The sequence below is a fragment of the Bradyrhizobium tropiciagri genome (genome assembly GCF_001189845.1).
In the GTDB taxonomy this organism is placed as follows: Bacteria; Pseudomonadota; Alphaproteobacteria; order Rhizobiales; family Xanthobacteraceae; genus Bradyrhizobium; species Bradyrhizobium tropiciagri.
The window spans coordinates 223,178-242,585 of the sequence record NZ_LFLZ01000002.1 but is presented as its reverse complement, the minus strand read 5'-3'; the positions used below and the strand labels follow the sequence as shown (position 1 = coordinate 242,585).

The window sequence follows — 19,408 nt, the reverse complement described above, 5'->3', positions numbered from 1 at the left end:
AACGGAATGTCAGCAACTCCGCCGTCGCTCACGCGACCGGCGCACGGTGGAGCCTTGTCCAGGGGATCGCAAGGATGAGAACAGGATCATGAGCAACACCACGACGATCGACAACGTCATTCCGCGCGCAGACATCGTCAAGCGCTCGGCCCGGCTGGGTGCCGAGATCAGGAACGTCAAACTATCGGGTGACCTCTCAGATGAAGTCATTCGAGCCATCAACCAGGTGCTGCTCGAGCACAAGGTGATCTTCTTCCGCGGCCAGCAACATCTCGATGACGCCGAGCAGGAGCGCTTTGCGGTGCGGCTCGGCAAGCTCGTGCCGCATCCGACGGTCGGCGCGACCAAGGGAACGTCGTCGATCCTGGAACTGGATTCGGGCCGCGGCGGCGGTCGGGCCGACCAGTGGCACACCGACGTGACATTCGTCGACGCCTACCCGAAGATCTCGGTGCTGCGCGGCGTAGTGATCCCTCCTTATGGCGGCGATACCGTGTGGTCGAACACGGCGGCCGCCTATCTGGACCTGCCGGTTCCGCTGCGCAAGCTCGCCGACGAGCTCTGGGCGGTGCATAGCAACGCCTATGACTACGCGGTGAAATCGCGCGCGACCGAGGCGGACAGGAAGCATTTCGACGAGGTGTTCACCGGCACGATCTACGAGACCGAGCATCCGGTGGTGCGGGTCCATCCGGAGACCGGCGAGCGCACTCTCGTACTCGGCAATTTCGTGCAGCGCTTTGTCGGCCTGCCGAAATATGACGGTCAAAAACTGTTCGACCTGTTCCAGTCGCACATCACTGCACTGGAGAACACCGTGCGCTGGAGCTGGCAGGCCGGTGACGTCGCGATCTGGGACAACCGTGCGACCCAGCATTACGCGGTCAATGACTACGGCGATCAGCATCGCGTGGTCCGTCGCGCCACCATCGATGGCGATGTGCCGGTCAGTGTTGACGGCCGCCACAGTGTAACGCGCATCAAGTCGTCGAAGCCGCAGGCGGCAAAGGCCGCCTGATTCAAGATCAGTTATCGGAGCAATCAAGATGAATGCCATCATTCGAATTCTGCGGGCGCGGCGAGCCGCCGCGCGCAGGGCCGCACGGTTCCTGCTGGCCGGCGCCTTCGCACTGGGCCTCGTGGCCCCGGCCTTCGCCGAGCCGCCGCTCGAGAAGACGGAAATCCGCTATCAAGGCTGGGCGGGTCAGGTGACGTTTACCGAGCTCGCCGAGGACCTCGGCTATCTCGCGCCGTTGAAGCTGAAATGGGTCGGCAACACCATCAGCGGCCCGCAGGACATCCAGACCGTCGTCACCGGCGATATCGACATCGGCGGCGCCTTCTATGGCGCGATCCTCAAGCTGATCGCGGCCAAGGCACCGATCAAGGCCGTGGTCGGCTACTACGGCTCCGACGCCAACACCTATTACGGCTACTTCGTGAAGGACGACAGCCCGATCAAGTCTGCCCGCGATCTGATCGGCAAGAAGGTCGCCGTCAACACGCTGGGCGCGCATCTGGAGTTCGTGCTGCGCGAATATCTCGCCCGCAACGGCCTCGGCGCCGGCGAAGCCAAGCAGGTGACGCTGGTCGCGATCCCGCCGGTTTCCGGCGAGCAAGCGCTGCGGCAGGGTCAGGTCGAGGTCAGCGCGCTCAGCGGCGTGCTGCGTGACAAGGCGCTGGAACGCGGCGGGATCCGCTCGCTGTTCAACGACACCGACCTGTTCGGTCAGTTCACCGGCGGCGCCTATGTGTTGCGGGACAAATTCATCAAGGACAATCCCGATGCCGCGCGCAAGCTGGTCGAGGGCATCTCGCGCGCCATCCAGTGGGCGCAGACGACACCGCCGGAGGAAGTGCGAGCTCGCTTCGAGCGGATCATCGCCGAGCGCAAGCGCAACGAGGACGCATCCTCGATCAAATACTGGAAGAGCACCGGCGTCGCGTCCAAGGGCGGCGTGATCTCGGATGCCGAATTGCAGGTCTGGATCGACTGGCTGGTGAAGGATGGCCTGCTCAAGCCGGGCCAGATCAAGGCCTCCGACACCTACACCAATGCGTTCAACTATTTCCATCCCGGCAAGACGGCGGAGGCACGATGAGCGCAGTCAAGATCCGCTTCGAGCAGGTCCGCAAGGAATTCGTCACGCGCGGCGCGGGCGGCCGTCCGGCGGGCCGGTTCACGGCGCTGGAGGACATCACCCTCGACGTTCACGCCGGCGAATTCCTGGCCCTGGTCGGCCCGAGCGGTTGTGGCAAATCGACCTTGCTCGATCTGCTGGGCGGCCTGACGACGCCGACCAGCGGCCACATCCTGCTCGACGGGCGGCCGATCGGCGGACCCGGCCGCGACCGCGGCATCGTATTCCAGCAATATGCGCTGTTTCCCTGGCGCACCGCTGCGCAGAACGTCGAGTTCGGCCTCGATATTGCGGGGCTCAAGGCCAAGGAGCGGCGCGACGTCACGTACCATTTCCTCGATCTCGTCGGCCTGTCCGGCTTTGCCGACCGCTATCCGCACGAGCTTTCAGGCGGCATGAAGCAGCGCGTCGCGATCGCGCGGAGCCTCGCCTACGATCCCGAGGTGCTGTTGATGGACGAGCCGTTTGCAGCCCTCGACGCCCAGACGCGCGAGACGTTGCAGGGCGAACTGCTGCGGATCTGGCGGGCCACCGGCAAGACCATCGTCTTCATCACCCACGGCATCGACGAGGCTGTCGTGCTCGGCCAGCGCGTCGCGGTGATGACGTCGCGTCCCGGCCGGATCAAGGAGGTCATCGAGATCCCCGAGGTGCTGCGCAGCGAGGCGGAGGATATCCGCGCGTTGCCGGAGTTCGGCCAGGTGCGGCATGAGATCTGGAGCCTGCTGCGCGAGGAAGTGCAGAAGGCCCAGCAATCGGCGGGCAGCGTCGCCGCGCTTCGTGTCGATCGTGAAGTGAAAGAGGTTGCCCATGTCTAGCCTGGAGACGCTGACCCTGCTGGAGATGGCGCACGGGCGCCCGGAGCAGCTGTCCGGTGCGAGCGGCCCTTCGCCGCTCGTGAAGGGGGTCCGCACGGCAGTGCGTGGACTCAGCGCGTTCGGACACCGCTCGTTGTTGCTGATCGCATTGCTGGCGCTGTGGGAGGCAGCGCCCCGGTTCGGTTTGATCGACCCCGTGTTCCTTCCGCCGTTCTCGGAGGTGATCGCCGCCGGCTGGCAGCTCGCGCAAACCGGCGAGCTTTATGACGATGTCTCGGCCAGCCTGCTCCGCGCGCTGAGCGGATTTCTGATCTCGGTCGCCTTGATCGTGCCGCTGGGCCTTGCCATCGGCTGGTATTCCCGGCTCGGCAATCTGCTCAACCAGTTCATCGAGATCTGCCGCAACACCGCGCCGCTGGCGCTGCTGCCGGTGTTCATCCTGCTGCTCGGGATCGGCGAGCTCTCCAAGATCACGATGGTGATCTATAGCTGCGCCTGGCCGCTGCTGCTCAACACCATCGCGGCAGTGAAGCAGGTCGATCCGCTCCTGATCAAGTCGGCGCGGACGATGGGGGCGAGCCCGCAACAATTGTTCCGTAAGGTGATCCTGCCGGCGGCGCTGCCGACCATCTTCGTGGGTATTCGTCTGGCGAGCGCTTCGGCGATGCTGGTGCTGGTCGCCTCCGAGATGGTCGGTGCCAAGGCCGGTCTCGGCTATCTCATCATCAACAGCCAGTACAGCTTCCTGATCCCGCAGATGTATTTCGGCATTCTCGGGATCACGGTGATCGGGCTGGTGTTCAACGCCGTGCTCGAGGCGCTGGAGCGGCGCTTCATGCGGTGGAAGCCGGTGGCGGCCGCGTAAGTGCTGGCTAGGCCCCGCCCGGCGTGTTCCGGACGGTAGCCTGGGTCACAACGCTGTTCGGCGGCACGCCCTTGGTCAGCCAGACATTGCCGCCGATGGTGGAGCCCCGGCCGATCGTGATGCGGCCGAGGATGGTGGCGCCGGCGTAGATCACGACGTCATCCTCCACGATCGGATGGCGGGCGTCGCCCTTGATGACGCTGCCTTCGTCGTCGGTCGGAAAATGCCGCGCACCGAGCGTGACGGCCTGGTAGATGCGGACATTGTTGCCGATGATTGCGGTTTCCCCGATCACGACACCGGTGCCGTGATCGATGAAGAAGCCGGAGCCGATGCTGGCGCCGGGATGAATGTCGATGCCGGTCCGGGCATGGGCGATTTCCGACATCAGGCGAGCGATCAGCCGTGCGCCGAGGCGATACAGCAGGTGCGCGAGGCGATGGTGGATAACGGCCGTCATTCCGGGATAGCCGATCAGGATCTCCGGAAAGTTCCGCGCCGCCGGATCACCGACGAAGGCCGCGCGCAGATCGTTGATGAGGAGCCCGCGGACTGACGGCAGCTGGGATGCAAATGCGCGGGTCAGCTCGATCGCCTCTTCACGTTCGAAGCCCGGTTCGAGCTCATCGCCGACGAACAACGCGCCGCGGTGGATCTGGGCGCTGAGTGAATCCAGCGCGATGCTCAGCCTGTTGCCGACGAAATAGTCGATGTTCTCGCCGTCGAGATCGGACTGTCCGTAGTGCCGCGGAAACAGCGCCTCGGTAAGCCCGTCGAGGATCGCCCCCAGCGCCTCGCGCGAGGGCGCGCGCCGGGCTTCGCCGTCCTGGCGGATGCTGTGAGTCTCTTCCCGGGAGACGCGCAGCTCGGCGACGATGCGGTTGAGCTGCCAGCGGCCGGGTGGAGTTACCGTCGCGCCGACAGATGAGGGGGGAGACTGCGGAGGGGTTTCGCGTTTCATGTGCTGCTCCCGGTCCTATCGAACGTGCGCCAGGGGAATGCTGACCTCGGCCAGAAGATCGAGATCGGCCTCGTGGTCGATCTGGACATACTGTCCGTTCCAGTAGGTGAGGCCGGATAGCCGGTGCGACAGCTCCATGCTGGCGAGCCGGCCCACGATGATGCCGTGCGAATGCCGCTCGATGATCTCCTCGACCTGGCACTCGACCATCGCCAGCGAGCGTTCGAGCAACGGCACGCCCGACGAGCCACAGGTCCAGGCGATGCCCTCGAAGCGCTCGTGGCCCTTCAGGCGGCCATTGCTGAAGCGCTCCGCGAGCGCCTGCTGATCCGAGCCCAGAATATTGACGCCGAAAGCCCGATGCCGGGCGATCGCGGTGAAGGACGACGCCAGGCGGTTGATGCTGACCAGGAGCCGCGGCGGCGCGGCGCTGAGCGAGGTCAGCGAGGTCACCGTCATGCCGGTGATATCTTCGCCTTGCCCGGCGGTGATGACGCAAACGCCGCCGGCGAGGCGGCGCATGACGAGCCGAAACTGGCGTTCGATCTCGTGTTCGGCGTCGACGAGGTGGATATCCGGCTTGCTCATCGGGCTTCTCCCTCTCTTTTACCGCGCCGGATCGAGCCTTCGATCAGAAGAAGCCCTTGGCGGGCAGTGGCGTGCCGCTGATCTCATATTGGCCGATCGAGCGGGCCTTGAAGGTGTTCGGATTGTGCGAGGCCAAAGTGCGTGCGTTGCGCCAGTGGCGGTCAAAATTGGTCGACTTCTTGGTGGCGGAGGCGCCGCCGACGTCGAACAGCAGGCTGCCGCTTCGGATCGCGAATTCGTCGGCGACGATCTTGCTTTCGCCGATAGCAGCGCTGCACGGTGGGCCGCTTCGACGGCGTTGGCGTCGCCGGCGTCGAATGCATCGGTCGCGACATCGAGCGCTTCGGCTGCAGCCAGCACGACCGTTTCGGCGGCAAACGCGCCGCTCGCGATCTGGCCGATGGTCTGTTGCAGCAGCGGATCGTCCGCCGGAATCTCGCTCGGCGCGTAATAGAATGTCCGCTTGCGGGACCGCACCAGAGCCGTGGCGTCACGCAAGATCGCGCGCGAAATGCCGGCGTTGATCGCGGTCAAGAACAATTGCGCGAACGTGTTGGAGTAGGGAATGCCATAGCCGGCGTCAGGTGCGTCGAATACCACCTCCTGGCGCTTGACGCGCACATTGCGGAAATGGCTGGTGCCGGTCGCGGTCAGCCGTTGACCGAGGCCGTCCCAGTCGTCGACCAGCTCGATGCCCTCGCGATTGACGGGGATCAGGACTGCCGCATTGGTGGCGGACGCGTCCGCGGTGCGGACCAGAACATAGTCCGAGTAGAGCGTGCCGGTGCTGTAATATTTGGTGCCGTTGAGCAGATAGTCGTCGCCGTCGGCCGTCAGCGTGGTGTTCGGCGTGACGTTGCCGACCTTCGGCGTATCGAGCTCGGTGGCCGCAAGACCGATGATCGCGCCATCGGCGACGGCCTTCTGCCACTGCCTGTGCTGATCGTCCTTGGGGCGGCGCACCAGGCGCTCGACCACGCTGAAATGGTTGCGCAGGATGTGCGCGACGTTGGCGTCGGCCTCGCCGAGGCGGATCACGATCTCGAACAGCGCGCGGATCGTTGCACCCGCACCGCCGGCCTCGGTCGGCAATCGAAGCGCGCCGAGGCGGGCCTTGCGGATGAGATCGATTTCTGGGAACGGCAGGACGCGCTCCCGCTCGCGGTCGCTGGCACCCTCGGCAATGCTGCCCAGCAGTGCGTCGATATCGGGCGAGTGGCTGTCGAGGCGATCGGACGACGCCAGCGCGCTGGTGGAGACAGGCTTGTTCATGGATTTCACCCGGAACGATGTTAGTTGCAGGTCGCGATCAGAGCTGTGCGAGGTGGTCGGTGACCTTGACGGGCTCGGGCAGCACCTTGCGTGCCACCAGCCAGTCGGCGGCCTTTTGCAGCTCGGACAGGAATTTCTCGTCATTGACCGGGAAGTAGCGATACTTGCGGTCCAGCGCGACGAACTGGTCGCGCACCTGGTCGCTGTATTTGCCGGCCTTTTGGGCGATGTATTCGGCGTCCTTGCTGTTGTCGGAAATCCACTTGCCTTCGGTGCGGAAGGCGTCGTTGACGGCACGAACCAGCGCCGGGTTCTCGGTCGCGAACTTCCTTGTGGTCAGGTAGGACGTGTAGTCGATCTGGAAATCCAGGTCGCGGCCCTCGAGGAAGATATCGTGCGCCTTGTAGTCGAGCCGCGCGATGTCGACGCCGGGGCTCCACATCGACCATGCGTCTACCTTGCCGGACGCCAGCGCCGGCGCGGCATCCGGCGGATTGAGGTAGACGAACTTCACCGCGGAGCGGTCGACCTTGTGCTTCTCGAGTGCAGCGACGAGCAGGAACTCGCCGAGACCGGAGCGATTCACCGCAACCGACTTGCCGACCAGGTCCTCGACCTTGTTGATACCGGAATCGTCCCTGGCGATGATCGCGGTGGTGCGGGGTTCGTAGACCACGAACTGGGTGAAGACGAGCGGCGAGCCGGCGATGATCGCGGCGAGCGCCGGCGTCGTGCTGCCGCCGAAACTGAAGTCGGCGCTGCCGCCGGTCACCGCCTGCAATGTCGGGGCATGGTTGGGAAACGGACCCAGCCATTCGACCTTGATGCCGTCCTTGGCCAGCAGCTTCTCGAATTCTCCGCGCTCCTTGGCAATCAGATTGAGGCCGCTGAGGCCCCAGGTGAGGCGGACGGTATCGGTGACGCGGCCGGTCGCCGACTGCGCGATGTCCGGGATGTTGAAGCCGGCGATGGCGCCGATGCCGAACGCGGCGCCGCCGAGGAAGCCGCGGCGGGAAGGTTTTGCGATTGAGCGAGACATGGCTGTCCTTCAGAAGATTCTGGCGGGGATGGGATGAACGGCGCTGACGCCGAGCTCGGTGAGCAGCTCGGTGCGGGCGATCGATGTTTTGCCGCGACCGTCCGTGCGATACACGAAGGCGATCCGGCCCTCACGCATCACCAGAATGCGGTCGGCGAGCGCGATCGCCTCGTCGACGTCGTGGGTGACCAGGAGTACGCCGGGCCGATGGGTGGTGACCAGCTCGCGCACGAGGTCGTGCATGCGAATACGGGTCAGCGCATCAAGCGCGGCAAAGGGTTCGTCGAGCAGCAGCAGTTCCGGCTCCTGCACCAGCGCGCGGGCGAGTGCCACGCGCTGCGCCTGGCCGCCGGAGAGATTGCGCGGCCAGTCGTCCAGCCGGTCACCGAGTCCGACTTCGGCGAGTGCCGCTGCGGCGCGCTCGCGCGCATTGCCGGCCTGCAGGCCGAGCGAGACGTTGCGCCACAGGCTGTCCCACGGCAGCAGCCGGTGCTCCTGGAAGACGACCGCCGGGCGGCGCGGGGCCGCGATGCGGCCGCCGTCAATCGGGTCGAGGCCGGCCAACGCGCGGAGCAACGTGGTCTTGCCGCAACCGCTTTCCCCGAGCAGGGCGACGAACTCGCCGCGCTCGATCCGCAGATTGAGATTCTCGATGACGACGCGATGGCCGTAGGCGCGGCGGAGATTCGTCACGACGACCGCCGGTGAGACCGCGGCGGCGGAGGGGGCGACATGCAAGGTCATCGCGCTCCTCCGTAGTTCGGATGCCAGGCGAGCAAGCGGCGCTCGAGAAAACGGGCGATGCCGTCGGCGGCGACGCCGATCAGCGCGTAGATCACGATCGTCAGCACGATCACGTCGGTGCGCAGGAACTCCCGCGCATCCATCGCAAGGAAGCCGATGCCGGATTGGGCGCCGATGGTTTCGGCGACGACCAGCGCAAGCCATGCGGTCGCCAGCGCATAGCGCACGCCAGTCAGGATCGAAGGCAGCGCCCCGGGCAGGACGATGCGGCGGATCAGCTTCAGCGTGCCGAGGCCTTGGATGCGGCCAAGCTCGATCAGCTTCGGATCGACCTGCCGGATCCCCAAGTTGGTATTGATGTAGATCGGAAAGGTAACGCCGAGAGCGACCAGGAAGATCTTTTCGGCTTCGCCGACGCCGAGCCAGACGATCACCAGTGGCAGCAGGGCGAGGAAGGGGATGGCGCGGATCATCTGGACGCTGCGGTCGATTGCGGCCTCCGCGATCCGCGAGAATCCGACCAGGATGCCGAGGGTGAACCCGACGGCACCCCCGATCGCAAAACCGGCGACGGCACGCAACAGGCTGACGCCAAGGTCGTTCAGCAGGCTTCCCGAGGTCGTCAGCTTGAATGCCGTCTTTATGACCTTGCTCGGCGCCGGCAGCACCTGCGGTGACAGCCATCCGCCTTGTGCCAGGAGTTCCCAGACCACAAGCAGGATGGCCGGCGCCAGCCACGACAGAAGTTGCAGGCCGCGCCGACCAATCTCGAGCCTGCGCCTTGGAAGATATGTGGCGGTCGTGTCGCCGCGCGGTTCGGCGTCGTACGCAACCGGTGACGCCGTCTGCTCGAGATTGCTCAAGGTAATCTGTCCTGCGTCATCCTGCGTGATCTTCTGTGGTCACGCAGTTCTTCGGTCGCGCGACGCACGCTGTCGCATCGCGTGACGTGTTGTCTACATGTCCCAAACTGTCCCACGATTTTCTGCAGACAGAAATAGAGCGGTTTTTCAATTGTCGTTCGTTCCGGAGTGTTTCTCGGTTACCCGCGCGCGCGACACGGCAAGGAAAATCTTTTGATGCGCGGTTGCTTGATCTCCTGCAGTGCAAGGCGCCAGAACAACGCGCGAGGACGCAGGAGAAACAACGAATGACGACACGACCGGTCCGCTTTGGCATCTGGGCGCTGGTGCACGGCTCGCGCGCCGCCTATCAGGATCCCGACGAGCCCTATGATGCATCCTGGGAACGCAATCGCGATCTCGTGCTGGCCGCCGAGCGGCTCGGCTATGATTCAACGTTGATTGCACAGCACACGATTAATCCGCACCAGGAGGATCTCGATCAGCTCGAAGCCTGGAGCGCAGCGGCGGCGCTTGCGGCGCTGACCAGCCGGATCGAGATCATCGCCGCGATCAAGCCCTATCTCTATCATCCGGTCGTGCTTGCAAAGCTCGCGCTCGGCATCGAGAACATCAGCCGCGGCCGCTTTGCCATCAACCTGGTCAACGCCTGGAACAAACCGGAGCTCGACAAGGCCGGTATCGGCTTTGCCGAGCATGATGCCCGTTACGCCTATGGCCGTGAGTGGATCACGGTGGTCTCGCGCCTGATGCAGGGCGAGCGGCTGACCTACAAGGGCGAGCATTTCGACGTGCGCGACTATGCGCTGCGTCCGACGAGCTTCTACCGGTCCCGGCCGTTGATCTATGTCGGCGGTGAATCGGAGCCGGCGCGCGCGTTGGTCGCGGACCACGGCGACGTCTGGTTCATCAACGGCCAGCCGCTCGACGATGTCGCCGGCCTGATTGCCGACGTTGCGAGCCGGTCGCGAACGAGCTCGCCGCTGCGCTTCGGTCTGTCCGCCTTCGTCGTCGCGCGCGAGACACAGGCCGAGGCTCAGACGGCGTATGAGCGGCTGCTCGAGCTGTCGAGGAAGGACGCACCGATCAAGGCAATACAGAAGCAGAACACCGACCCAAAGGTCGTGATGATGCAGACCATGCAGAAATCGGCGCGGGTCGGCAGCAATGGCGGAACCGCAGCGGGGCTGGTCGGCAGCTATGACGAGGTAGCTGCCCGGATCAGGGCCTTTCATGCCGCCGGCATCGAACTGTTCATGTTGCAGTTCCAGCCCTTCGAGACAGAGATGGAGCGTTTTGCCAGCGAGGTCATCCCGCGCGTCCGTGCATCGGCGGTGGTCGCTGCCGATGATGCACCCGTGCGCAGCGGCGTGCGCTGACGACGTCAGGCGCTCGCGGATGCCGCTTCGCGCTTTGCAAAGCGGCTGGCCGGGCGGGGCAAGCCAAAATGGTCGCGCAGGGTGGTGCCGGCGTAGTCCCGGCGGAATAGTCCGCGCCGCTGCAGGATCGGCACCACGCTGTCGACGAAGACTTCCAGCCCCGTCGGCAACACGTCCGGCATCAGGTTGAAACCGTCGGCGGCGCCGGCCTGGACCCAGGCCTCGATATCGTCGGCGATCTGCTCGGGCGTACCGACGATGATGCGATGGCCAACACCGCCGCCGAGCGCGCGCAGCAATTGGCGGACGGTGAGATTACCGCGACGGGCAAGCGCCACGGTGCCTTGGAACATCGTGTGGTTCGCATTGGCCGGCAGCGGCAGATCGGGCAGCGGCTTGTCGAGCTCGAGGATGGCCGGATCGACCTGCAATGTGCCGGCGAGACGCGCGAGGCTGTATTCGATCGGAACCAGCTCCCAGAGCTCATCCTGACGCCGCTTGGCTTCAGCTTCCGTACTGCCGATGACGGTGGCGAGGCCCGGCAGGATGACAATGGAATCACCGGCGCGGCCGTAGGTGGCGGCGCGCGCTCGCAGATCACGAGCGTATGCCACACCTTCGTCGATGGTCTGCGCCAGCGTGAACACGGCCTCGGCCTGGGCGGCGGCGAGGTCCCGGCCATCGCTGGAGCCACCGGCCTGCACCGTCACCGGGCGTCCCTGCGGCGAGCGCGGGACGTTGAGCGGACCGGCGACGCTGTAATGCGCGCCGTGATGCGCGATCGGATGCACCTTCGATGTGTCGACAAATCGCGCGGTCGCCTTGTCGCCGACAAAGGCGTCGTCTTCCCAGCTGTCCCACAGCGCATGCACGACCTCGGCGAACTCCTTGGCGCGGTCGTAGCGCGCCTTGTGCTCGAGCACGTTGGCGAGGCCGAAATTACGGCTGGCGGTGGCGTCGGCGGTGGTCACCGCGTTCCAGCCGGCGCGGCCGCCGCTTGCCAGATCCAGCGTCGCGAAGCGGCGGGCGATGTTGTAGGGCTCGTTGTAGGTCGTCGACGCGGTTGCGATCAGGCCGATATGGGTCGTTGCCGCGGCGACGCTCGCCAGCACGATGGTCGGCTCCATCGACATGAACGAGCGGTAGTCGATGCGGTCGGTGATCGCAGGGGTATCGGCCAGGAAGATCGCATCGAGCTTGCCGCGCTCGGCGATCTGCGCCACCCGCACGTAATGGCCGACGTCGAAGCAGGCGCGCGGATCGCTTTCCGGCAATCGCCAGGCTGAGGCATAGACGCCGGAGTGCAGCAGGTTGACATTGAGGTGGAGCTCGCGATGGGACATGGCTGCTGCCGTGGGCTTGAATGATCTGCCTCACGAGATATCGCCAGCAGACGTGCGAGGAAATGAACGGTGGCCGTTCGCGCGCAAAAAGAAATATCCGCCTCTGCTCGCAGCGCCGCTGCATGATCCTGTGCCGCGGGTCGCGGCAGCGGCGAAATAACCGCTACGCGGCAACACAAATTTTCTTCGGCCGTTGGTACCCGGGAAAGCTTCGTCCAACTCTCCGCAAATATCTGAAATTGCCAGCGATGCGTGCGCGCGCAACGATGTGTCGAGACGCGACCCGCTGTCGATTCCGCCGGAGACGTGACGCATGACGATGCAGCCTAACCGCGCCGAGCGGGTGTCCGCGCCGACCGGATCGGTGGAGTTCGACGCCGACGTGCTGGTGCTCGGCGGCGGCCCGGCGGGGACGTGGGCTGCGGTCAGCGCCGCCGAGCGCGGGGCGCGCGTGGTGCTGGCCGACAAGGGATTTTGCGGCACCTCCGGGGCAACCGCCGCGGCCGGCACCGGGGTCTGGTATGTCGATCCCAATCCGGCACTGCGCGATGCTGCGATGGCCAATCGCGAAAAGCTCGGTGGTCATTTGCAGGATCGTCGCTGGATGGCGCGCGTGCTCGATCGGACCTATGAGCAAAGCAACCGCCTGGCCGAGTGGGGTTATCCCTATCCGGTCGACGACAGCGGCAAGTCGCAGCGCAACTCGCTGCAAGGGCCGGAATACATGCGCCTGATGCGCAAGCGCACCAAGCAAGCGGGCGTCACCATTCTCGATCACAGCCCTGCGCTGGAACTGCTGGCGGACGATGAAGGCGCGGTTGCCGGTGCGAGCGGCATCCGCCGGCAGAAGGACGATCGCTGGACGGTGCGCGCCAAGGCGGTCGTGATCGCGACGGGTGGCTGCGCGTTCCTCAGCAAGACGCTGGGATCGAACGTGCTGACCGGTGACGGCTATCTGATGGCCGCCGAGGTCGGGGCCGAGTTCAGCAGCATGGAGTTCTCAAACCCGTATGCGATCTCGGCGGCGTTCGGCTCGGTCACCAAGACGCTGTTCTATGGCTGGGCCAGCTTCACCCATGAAGACGGCAGCATCGTTCCCGGCGCGGCGTCGAAGGGCGGACGGTCGGCGATCGCGCGCGCGCTGCTTCAGGGCCCGGTCTATGCCCGGCTCGACAAGGCCGATGACGCCGTGCAGCGGCAGATGCGGATGTCGCAGCCGAACTTCTTCCTGCCGTTCGATCGCACCGGCATCGATCCGTTCAGGGATCGCTTCCCGGTGACCTTGCGGCTGGAAGGTACGGTCCGCGGCACCGGCGGCCTTCGCATCGTGGATGACAGCTGCGCCACCAGCGTGCCGGGCCTGTACGCGGCCGGCGATGCGGCGACGCGCGAATTGATCTGCGGCGGCTTCACCGGTGGCGGCAGCCACAACGCGGCCTGGGCGATGTCGTCGGGCACATGGGCGGGGCAGGGGGCGGCGGACTACGCCCGACAGCTCGGCGCGATCGGCCGGCGGAAGCCGTCTCCGGCTGGAACGATCGCATTTCGCAATCGCCCGCAGCGTGCGTTCGCGCCGGCTGCGCTGGCGAAGGCGATCCAGACCGAAGTGTTCCCGTATGAGCTGAACTACTTCCGCGAAGCATCGCGTCTGCAGGGCGCGCTGGCGCGCCTCGATGCGGCCTGGCGCGATGTCTCCGAGGCGGATGCGGCCTCCAGTGCCGATCTGCTCCGCGCCCGCGAGGGTGCGGCGATGCTGGCGACCGCGCGCTGGATGTACCGCAGCGCGCTGACGCGTCAGGAGAGCCGCGGCATGCACCGCCGCGACGATTTCCCCGACCAGGACGATCGCCAGCGCCATTATGTGACGACCGGTGGCCTCGACGAGGTCTGGACCTCGGTACGGCCGCATGCGGAAGCAGCCTATGCGGAGGCCGCGGAATGATCGAGGTCGTCGACGCCGCCAGCTGCACGTCCTGCGACATCTGCGTCAACGTCTGTCCGACCAATGTGTTCGACAAGACCGACGGCATCCCCGTGATCGCCCGCCAGAGCGATTGCCAGACCTGCTTCCTTTGCGAGCTTTACTGTCCGGAGGATGCGCTCTATGTATCGCCCTTCGCCGACGAGGCCCAGGCGATCGACCTCATAGCGCTCCGGAAAGCCGATGCGATGGGGAGCTATCGGCGGGCGATCGGCTGGACCGACGACACCAGGGAACGCCGCGGCGACGACCGCAGCTACCTTCTGTTTGGTCATTGAGCTCAGGGCTCCGGCCCCCAAGCGACCAAAGCCATTCGAATTGGACGACTGAATGAACGTGCATCAATCGCTGTCGGCGGCGCAGCCCGTCGAAACGCCGCCTATCGCGTCCGCTCCGAGCGCGAGCGATACCATGGTGCGGTTTGAATCCGTTTCGAAGATCTATCCCGCCTACCGCGACAAGCCGAGCGTGCAGGCGCTCGCCGGCATTGATTTTGCTATCCCGCGCGGCTCGATCACCGGCGTGATCGGCCGCTCGGGTGCCGGTAAATCGAGCCTGGTGCGGCTGATCAATGGACTGGAGAAGCCGTCGAGCGGCCGTGTCGTCGTCGACGGCCGCGACATCTCCGCGCTCTCCGGCCGCGGGTTGCGCCTGGCCCAGCGCTCGATCGGCATGATCTTCCAGCATTTCAACCTGCTGTCGTCGCGCACCGCGGCGGACAATATCGCCCTGCCGCTCGAGATCGCCGGCTGGTCGAAGGCCGACATCGCCGTTCGTGTGAAGGAACTGCTCGCGCTCGTCGGCATCGCCGACAAGTACGACCGGTATCCATCCGAACTGTCGGGCGGCCAGAAGCAGCGCATCGGCATCGCCCGCGCGCTTGCCACGCGGCCGAACGTACTGCTGTCGGATGAGGCGACCTCGGCGCTCGATCCGCAGACCACCCGCGCCATCCTCGATCTGCTCGCCAACATCAATCGCGAGCTCGGCGTGACGATCGTGCTGATCACCCACGAAATGTCGGTGGTCCGCCAGCTCGCCAAGGAGGTCGTGGTGATCGACGCCGGCGACATTGTCGAGCGCGGCCATGTCGCCGATATCTTCACGCACCCAAAACATCCGGTTACGCAGACCTTCCTTTCGGAGGTGGTCGGTGACAGCATCCCCGTATCGCTCTCGAGCCGCCTGGTGGCGCAGCCGATTGCCGGCGGGCAGGCCGTCATTCGGCTGCAGGTGCGCGGCAGCGATGCCGGCGATACGGTCGTTGCGCGGCTCGCGCGCGAGCTGTCGATCGACGTCGCGCTGCTCTCGGCGCGGATCGACGAGATCGGCGGCCAGCATGTCGGCTCGCTGACGATCGGCATTCCCGGCGGCGACGTCGCGGTCAAGCGGGCCGTCACCTATCTGTCCCAACACAATCTTGCAGTGGAGCGGCTCGGCTATGTCGCCTGAACTCATCAACCTGATCATCCAGGCGACCGGCGAGAGCCTGTTCATGGTGTCGGTGGCGGCGTTGATAGCCACCTTGTTGGGGCTACCGATCGGAATCTTCCTGGCGACCAGCCGGAAGGGCGAGCTGTTCGCGGCTCCCGCCGTCAACGGCATCCTGGGCGTGGTCGTGAACGCGACCCGCTCGACGCCGTTCATCATCCTGGTCGTTGCCATCATCCCGTTCACGCGCCTGATCGCGGGCACGTCGATCGGTTCCGGCGCGGCGATCGTGCCGCTGACGATCGCGGCGACGCCGTTCATTGCGCGCCTGGTCGAGGGCGCGATCCGCGAGGTCGACGGCGGGCTGATCGAGACGGCGTCGTCGTTCGGCGCCAGCCCGCTGCAGATCGTGTTCAAGGTGCTGATCCCGGAGGCGTTGCCCGGGCTGGTGCTGGCGCTCACGCTCGCGGTCGTCAGCCTGCTCGGCTATTCCGCGATGGTCGGGGCCGTCGGCGGCGGCGGGCTCGGCGATCTCGGCATCCGCTACGGCTATCAGCGCTTCATGCCGGAGATGATGCTGGCCGTCGTCGTGGTGCTGATCGCGCTGGTTCAGACGGTGCAGACCGCCGGCGACTATCTGGCGCGCAGGGTCAATCGCCGCCTGCGCCACCGCTGAGGCGCTGCTTGTTTGAGCATGGTCTTTCGGAAAGCCACTTCACACCTTTCCGGACCATGCTCTACGATCCCTTCGGCGCCAGCGTCTGCGTTCTGTTTGGGGTGCATGGACAGAAGCGATCGCCCATCGGAACGGAAAATTTGGATTCTGATTTCATTGATTTCGTCGGCGCGGCGAGAGATGACGATGAGATCTTCTTGCTGATTTGACGGAGATCAAGATGTCGTTTCGTTCTGTTGTGATGCTCGCGAGTGCCCTCGCTGCCTGGTCGGCGGCGGCCGCGGCCGAAACGATCAAGATCGGCGTCACGCCCGGGCCGCATGCCCAGATCCTCGAGGCGGTGAAGCCGATCGCGGCCAAGAGCGGCCTCGACATCCAGCTGATCGAATTCTCCGACTATGTCGTACCCAACGCCGCGCTCGACGCCGGCGATATCCAGGCCAACTCGTTTCAAAACCAGCCCTATCTCGACAACCAGAAGGCAGATCGCGGCTACAAGATCGAGGCGGTCGGGCTGACGGTGAACTTCCCGATCGGCGTGTATTCGAAGAAGCACAAGAGCTGGGCCGACATTCCCGATGGCGGCAAGGTGTCGATCCCGAATGATCCGACCAATGGCGGCCGTGTCCTGCTGCTGTTGCGCGACAAGGGCGCGATCAAGCTGAAGGAGGGCGTCGGCTTCAAGCCGTCGGTCATCGATATCACGGACAATCCCAAGAAGCTGAAATTCGTCGAGGTCGACGCGGCGCAGGCACCGCGCGCGCTGGACGATGTCGATGCCGCCGCGATCAACACCAACTATGCGACCCAGGCGGGCCTCGATCCGGTCAAGGATCCCATCCTGCGCGAGGATCCGAAGGGGCCTTATGTCAATCTGATCGCGGTCCGCGCCGCCGACAAGGACAAGCCCTGGGTCAAGACGCTGGTGGACAGTTATCACACGCCGGAGGTCAAGGAGTTCGTCCTGACCAAGTTCAAGGGCGCCGTGCTGCCGAGCTGGTAGTCGCCGATCCATTGATGATGGGCTGCCGAGCTCGGGAGAGATTTTGATGCGTATCTTGATGACCGTTGTTGCCGTTGCCGCGCTGCTCGCCCGCAACGCCCACGCCGAGACGATCCGGGTGGGAGTCACGGCCGGACCCCATGCAGAGATCACCGAGGTCGTCAGGAAGGTCGCGGCCGAACGTGGCCTCGATATCAAGGTCGTTGAATTCACCGACTACGTCATCCCAAACCAGGCGCTGGCGCTCGGGGATCTCGAGGCCAATTCGTTTCAGCACGAACCCTACCTGAAGAACCAGATCTCCAAGACCGGCTGGAAGATCGTCAAGGTCGCCAACACCATCGCCTCGCCGCAGGGCGTCTACTCGTTGAAATACAAGAAGCTCGCCGACCTGCCGGAAGGCGCGCGGGTGGCGATCGCCAATGATCCATCCAATGGCGCGCGCGGCCTGATGATCCTCGCGCTCCACGGCGTGATCAAGTTGAAGGACCCGAGCAACGTCGCCTCCACGATTGCCGACATCACCGACAATCCGAAGAAGCTGCGTTTCGTCGAGCTGGATGCAGCTCAGTTGCCGCGTTCGCTGCAGGACGTCGACCTGGTTTCGATCAACAACAACTATGCAGTGCAGGCCGGGCTCAATCCGGCGGTCGATGCCATCGCCCGCGAGGCGGTCGATGGCCCTTGGGTCAACATCATCGCCGTGCGCGAGCAAGACAAGGACAAGCCCTGGGTCAAGCCCTTGATCGATGCCTATCACTCCGACGAGGTGAAGGCGTTCCTCGACAAGCGATTCAAGGGCACCTACATCGCGACCTGGTGAGCTGAATCGCCGTTGCGTGATTTGCCGCCGTCCTATTCGGCGGCGTCGGAGCGGACTGCGCTGGAGGGCGCGTGGCGATAGCCCGCGCCCGGATGCGTGACGTGCAGGCGCGGCCCGCGTCCGGGGAACAGCTTCTCGCGCAGCGTGCCCTCGCGATATTCGGTCTTGTAGACGCCGCGCGATTGCAACTCCGGCACGACCAGATCGACAAAGGCATCGAGCGATTCCGGCGCAACCAGGCGGAACAGGTTGAAGCCGTCGACGTCGGTTTCGTCAGCCCAGGCGATCAGTTCATCCGCAACATCCTGGGGTGAGCCGACGACGAAGGGTGAGCGGGCGCCGGCTCGGCTGAGGCTCGCCAGGTCGCCGACCTTGATCGGGCGATCGCTCCGCACCGTGAAATTCTCCACCATCGACTGGATTGCATTGCTTTCGACATATTGCACGGCCTGATCGGGGCGATAGTTCGAGAAGTCGATACCAGTCCAGCCGGAGAGCAGGGCGAGCTGTCCGGTCTGGTCGACATGGTCCGCATACTCCGCCAGCAGATCGTGGGCCTCCGCGCGCGTCGGGGCAACGATCACCGTCGCGCCCGCGAACAGACGGATGTCGTAGGGATCGCGGCCGAATTCCTTCGCCGCGTCCCTGATGTCACGAACGGCGCGGGCGAGGATCGGCCTGGTCTGGCCGTTGAGGAAGATCGCCTCTGCATGCCGTGCCGCAAAGGCGCGGCCGCGTTTCGAGGTGCCGGCCTGGTACAGCAAAGGCGTCCGCTGTGGCGATGGTTCCGCGAGGTGAATGCCGTCGACTTTGTAGCGAGGTCCGTCGTGCCGGACAAAATGGATCCTCACCGGATCCGTGAAGATGCGCGCCGAGCGATCGCGACGAACGGCACCGTCCTCCCAGCTGCCTTCCCATAATTTATAGGTCGCTGCCAGGAAGTCCTCGGCCGCTTCGTACCGTTCATCATGCGCGCGATTTGCCGCGAGCCCCATCCCGCGCGCGCCGCTGTCGAGATAGCCGGTGACGATGTTCCAGCCGATCCGCCCGCCCGTGAGATGATCGAGCGTCGAGAAGCGGCGCGCGAATTGATAGGGGTGCTCGTAGGTGAGGTTCGAGGTGATGCCGAAACCGAGATGCTTTGTGACCAGCGCCATCGCGGAGACGAGCAAAGTGGGCTCGGCGTTCGGCAGCTGCACGGCATGCCGCAGGGCCGTCTCCGGGCTGCTGCCATAGACGTCATAGACGCCGAAGACGTCGGCGAGAAAGATGCCGTCGAGCATGCCGCGTTCCGCGGTCCGAGCGTAGTCGACCCAGTAATCCAGCGAATTGTAGTTGAGCGAGTTGTCGCGTGGATGCGACCACAGACCCGCCCAGTTGTGGCTCGGCGCCATCATGTTGAAGGCGTTGAAGCGAAGTTCTCTGGGTCGGGCCATCGTCTTGTTCCGTCGCTGAGCGGTTCACGACGGTTTATCATGCGG

At 65.0% G+C, this 19,408-nt stretch carries 19 protein-coding genes and 1 pseudogene; 12 read left to right on the top strand and 8 right to left on the bottom strand.

The genetic code is table 11. The annotated features are described in order from the left end of the window. The first annotated feature begins 88 nt into the window (after positions 1-88). From AKN84_RS02835 to AKN84_RS02820, 4 genes are read left to right on the top strand one after another with little or no spacing between them, the layout of a single operon-like run. A complete protein-coding gene (locus AKN84_RS02835; RefSeq protein WP_050419249.1) occupies positions 89-1,018 on the top strand; it encodes a TauD/TfdA dioxygenase family protein in 930 nt (309 codons plus the stop codon). 28 nt (positions 1,019-1,046) lie between these two features. Then, positions 1,047-2,102 (top strand): ABC transporter substrate-binding protein, encoded by a 1,056-nt coding sequence (locus AKN84_RS02830; RefSeq protein WP_050419248.1) that lies wholly within the window; start codon positions 1,047-1,049, stop codon positions 2,100-2,102. After that, on the top strand, positions 2,099-2,959 hold the full coding sequence (locus AKN84_RS02825) for an ABC transporter ATP-binding protein (RefSeq protein WP_050419247.1): 861 nt from the start codon (positions 2,099-2,101) through the stop codon (positions 2,957-2,959). The genes AKN84_RS02830 and AKN84_RS02825 overlap by 4 nt, the downstream gene beginning before the upstream one ends. Next, on the top strand, positions 2,952-3,824 hold the full coding sequence (locus tag AKN84_RS02820; RefSeq protein WP_050419246.1) for an ABC transporter permease: 873 nt from the start codon (positions 2,952-2,954) through the stop codon (positions 3,822-3,824). Before AKN84_RS02825 ends, AKN84_RS02820 begins: the two co-directional genes overlap by 8 nt. A 7-nt stretch (positions 3,825-3,831) precedes the next feature. Here AKN84_RS02820 and epsC read toward each other — a convergent pair whose 3' ends face one another. The 6 genes and pseudogenes from epsC to AKN84_RS02790 form a co-directional block, all read right to left on the bottom strand. Further along, a complete protein-coding gene (gene epsC, locus AKN84_RS02815; protein WP_128970363.1) occupies positions 3,832-4,785 on the bottom strand; it encodes a serine O-acetyltransferase EpsC in 954 nt (317 codons plus the stop codon). 15 nt (positions 4,786-4,800) lie between these two features. Then, on the bottom strand, positions 4,801-5,373 hold the full coding sequence (locus AKN84_RS02810) for a flavin reductase family protein (protein WP_050419245.1): 573 nt from the start codon (positions 5,371-5,373) through the stop codon (positions 4,801-4,803). A 43-nt stretch (positions 5,374-5,416) separates the two neighbouring features. Continuing rightward, positions 5,417-6,645: pseudogene (locus AKN84_RS50260) on the bottom strand (acyl-CoA dehydrogenase family protein). Between the two features lie 37 nt (positions 6,646-6,682). After that, a complete protein-coding gene (locus AKN84_RS02800; RefSeq protein ID WP_050419244.1) occupies positions 6,683-7,684 on the bottom strand; it encodes an NrtA/SsuA/CpmA family ABC transporter substrate-binding protein in 1,002 nt (333 codons plus the stop codon). A gap of 9 nt (positions 7,685-7,693) precedes the next feature. Further along, positions 7,694-8,428 (bottom strand): ABC transporter ATP-binding protein, encoded by a 735-nt coding sequence (locus tag AKN84_RS02795; protein WP_050419243.1) that lies wholly within the window; start codon positions 8,426-8,428, stop codon positions 7,694-7,696. Continuing rightward, complete coding sequence (locus AKN84_RS02790; protein ID WP_050419333.1) at positions 8,425-9,195, bottom strand: ABC transporter permease subunit; 771 nt, start codon at positions 9,193-9,195, stop codon at positions 8,425-8,427. The genes AKN84_RS02795 and AKN84_RS02790 overlap by 4 nt, the downstream gene beginning before the upstream one ends. 383 nt (positions 9,196-9,578) lie before the next feature. Here AKN84_RS02790 and AKN84_RS02785 point away from each other — a divergent pair, with 383 nt between their 5' ends. Then, the gene (locus tag AKN84_RS02785) at positions 9,579-10,670 is read left to right on the top strand and encodes an LLM class flavin-dependent oxidoreductase (protein WP_050419242.1); all 1,092 of its coding nucleotides are present in this window, start codon (positions 9,579-9,581) and stop codon (positions 10,668-10,670) included. 5 nt (positions 10,671-10,675) lie between these two features. Here AKN84_RS02785 and AKN84_RS02780 read toward each other — a convergent pair whose 3' ends face one another. Further along, positions 10,676-12,013 (bottom strand): LLM class flavin-dependent oxidoreductase, encoded by a 1,338-nt coding sequence (locus AKN84_RS02780; RefSeq protein WP_050419241.1) that lies wholly within the window; start codon positions 12,011-12,013, stop codon positions 10,676-10,678. A gap of 313 nt (positions 12,014-12,326) precedes the next feature. On the opposite strand from AKN84_RS02780, the gene AKN84_RS02775 reads away from it, so the two are divergent. Genes AKN84_RS02775 through AKN84_RS02750 form a run of 7 tightly spaced genes read left to right on the top strand, consistent with a single transcriptional unit; the run spans position 12,327 to position 17,927 of the window. Next, positions 12,327-13,955 carry an FAD-dependent oxidoreductase gene (locus AKN84_RS02775; protein WP_050419240.1) on the top strand — a complete coding sequence of 543 codons (1,629 nt, stop codon included), beginning with the start codon at positions 12,327-12,329 and terminating at the stop codon, positions 13,953-13,955. Next, positions 13,952-14,272, top strand: coding sequence for a 4Fe-4S dicluster domain-containing protein (locus AKN84_RS02770; RefSeq protein ID WP_050419239.1), 321 nt, complete (start codon positions 13,952-13,954; stop codon positions 14,270-14,272). The genes AKN84_RS02775 and AKN84_RS02770 overlap by 4 nt, the downstream gene beginning before the upstream one ends. A gap of 52 nt (positions 14,273-14,324) precedes the next feature. Further along, positions 14,325-15,446, top strand: a complete 1,122-nt coding sequence (locus AKN84_RS02765; protein WP_050419238.1) for a methionine ABC transporter ATP-binding protein — start codon at positions 14,325-14,327, stop codon at positions 15,444-15,446. Continuing rightward, positions 15,436-16,101 (top strand): methionine ABC transporter permease, encoded by a 666-nt coding sequence (locus AKN84_RS02760; RefSeq protein WP_050419237.1) that lies wholly within the window; start codon positions 15,436-15,438, stop codon positions 16,099-16,101. Before AKN84_RS02765 ends, AKN84_RS02760 begins: the two co-directional genes overlap by 11 nt. 8 nt (positions 16,102-16,109) lie before the next feature. Continuing rightward, positions 16,110-16,310: a hypothetical protein gene (locus tag AKN84_RS44490; RefSeq protein ID WP_128970362.1), complete on the top strand. Its 201-nt coding sequence runs from the start codon at positions 16,110-16,112 to the stop codon at positions 16,308-16,310. A gap of 11 nt (positions 16,311-16,321) precedes the next feature. Then, a complete protein-coding gene (locus AKN84_RS02755) occupies positions 16,322-17,104 on the top strand; it encodes a MetQ/NlpA family ABC transporter substrate-binding protein (RefSeq protein ID WP_050419332.1) in 783 nt (260 codons plus the stop codon). Between the two features lie 46 nt (positions 17,105-17,150). After that, a complete protein-coding gene (locus tag AKN84_RS02750) occupies positions 17,151-17,927 on the top strand; it encodes a MetQ/NlpA family ABC transporter substrate-binding protein (RefSeq protein WP_050419236.1) in 777 nt (258 codons plus the stop codon). Positions 17,928-17,959: 32 nt separating this feature from the next. Here the strand turns inward: AKN84_RS02750 and AKN84_RS02745 are convergent, their stop codons facing one another. Continuing rightward, positions 17,960-19,363 carry an LLM class flavin-dependent oxidoreductase gene (locus AKN84_RS02745; RefSeq protein WP_050419235.1) on the bottom strand — a complete coding sequence of 468 codons (1,404 nt, stop codon included), beginning with the start codon at positions 19,361-19,363 and terminating at the stop codon, positions 17,960-17,962. Between the last annotated feature and the right edge of the window lie 45 nt (positions 19,364-19,408).

Bases quoted from the DNA above. Each gene is read 5' to 3' on its own strand.
- AKN84_RS02835 (WP_050419249.1), top strand. From the start codon at position 89: ATGAGCAACACCACGACGATCGACAACGTCATTCCGCGCGCAGACATC.
- AKN84_RS02830 (WP_050419248.1), top strand. From the start codon at position 1,047: ATGAATGCCATCATTCGAATTCTGCGGGCGCGGCGAGCCGCCGCGCGC.
- AKN84_RS02825 (WP_050419247.1), top strand. From the start codon at position 2,099: ATGAGCGCAGTCAAGATCCGCTTCGAGCAGGTCCGCAAGGAATTCGTC.
- AKN84_RS02820 (WP_050419246.1), top strand. From the start codon at position 2,952: ATGTCTAGCCTGGAGACGCTGACCCTGCTGGAGATGGCGCACGGGCGC.
- epsC (WP_128970363.1), bottom strand. From the start codon at position 4,785: ATGAAACGCGAAACCCCTCCGCAGTCTCCCCCCTCATCTGTCGGCGCG.
- AKN84_RS02810 (WP_050419245.1), bottom strand. From the start codon at position 5,373: ATGAGCAAGCCGGATATCCACCTCGTCGACGCCGAACACGAGATCGAA.
- AKN84_RS02800 (WP_050419244.1), bottom strand. From the start codon at position 7,684: ATGTCTCGCTCAATCGCAAAACCTTCCCGCCGCGGCTTCCTCGGCGGC.
- AKN84_RS02795 (WP_050419243.1), bottom strand. From the start codon at position 8,428: ATGACCTTGCATGTCGCCCCCTCCGCCGCCGCGGTCTCACCGGCGGTC.
- AKN84_RS02785 (WP_050419242.1), top strand. From the start codon at position 9,579: ATGACGACACGACCGGTCCGCTTTGGCATCTGGGCGCTGGTGCACGGC.
- AKN84_RS02780 (WP_050419241.1), bottom strand. From the start codon at position 12,013: ATGTCCCATCGCGAGCTCCACCTCAATGTCAACCTGCTGCACTCCGGC.
- AKN84_RS02775 (WP_050419240.1), top strand. From the start codon at position 12,327: ATGACGATGCAGCCTAACCGCGCCGAGCGGGTGTCCGCGCCGACCGGA.
- AKN84_RS02770 (WP_050419239.1), top strand. From the start codon at position 13,952: ATGATCGAGGTCGTCGACGCCGCCAGCTGCACGTCCTGCGACATCTGC.
- AKN84_RS02765 (WP_050419238.1), top strand. From the start codon at position 14,325: ATGAACGTGCATCAATCGCTGTCGGCGGCGCAGCCCGTCGAAACGCCG.
- AKN84_RS02760 (WP_050419237.1), top strand. From the start codon at position 15,436: ATGTCGCCTGAACTCATCAACCTGATCATCCAGGCGACCGGCGAGAGC.
- AKN84_RS02755 (WP_050419332.1), top strand. From the start codon at position 16,322: ATGTCGTTTCGTTCTGTTGTGATGCTCGCGAGTGCCCTCGCTGCCTGG.
- AKN84_RS02750 (WP_050419236.1), top strand. From the start codon at position 17,151: ATGCGTATCTTGATGACCGTTGTTGCCGTTGCCGCGCTGCTCGCCCGC.
- AKN84_RS02745 (WP_050419235.1), bottom strand. From the start codon at position 19,363: ATGGCCCGACCCAGAGAACTTCGCTTCAACGCCTTCAACATGATGGCG.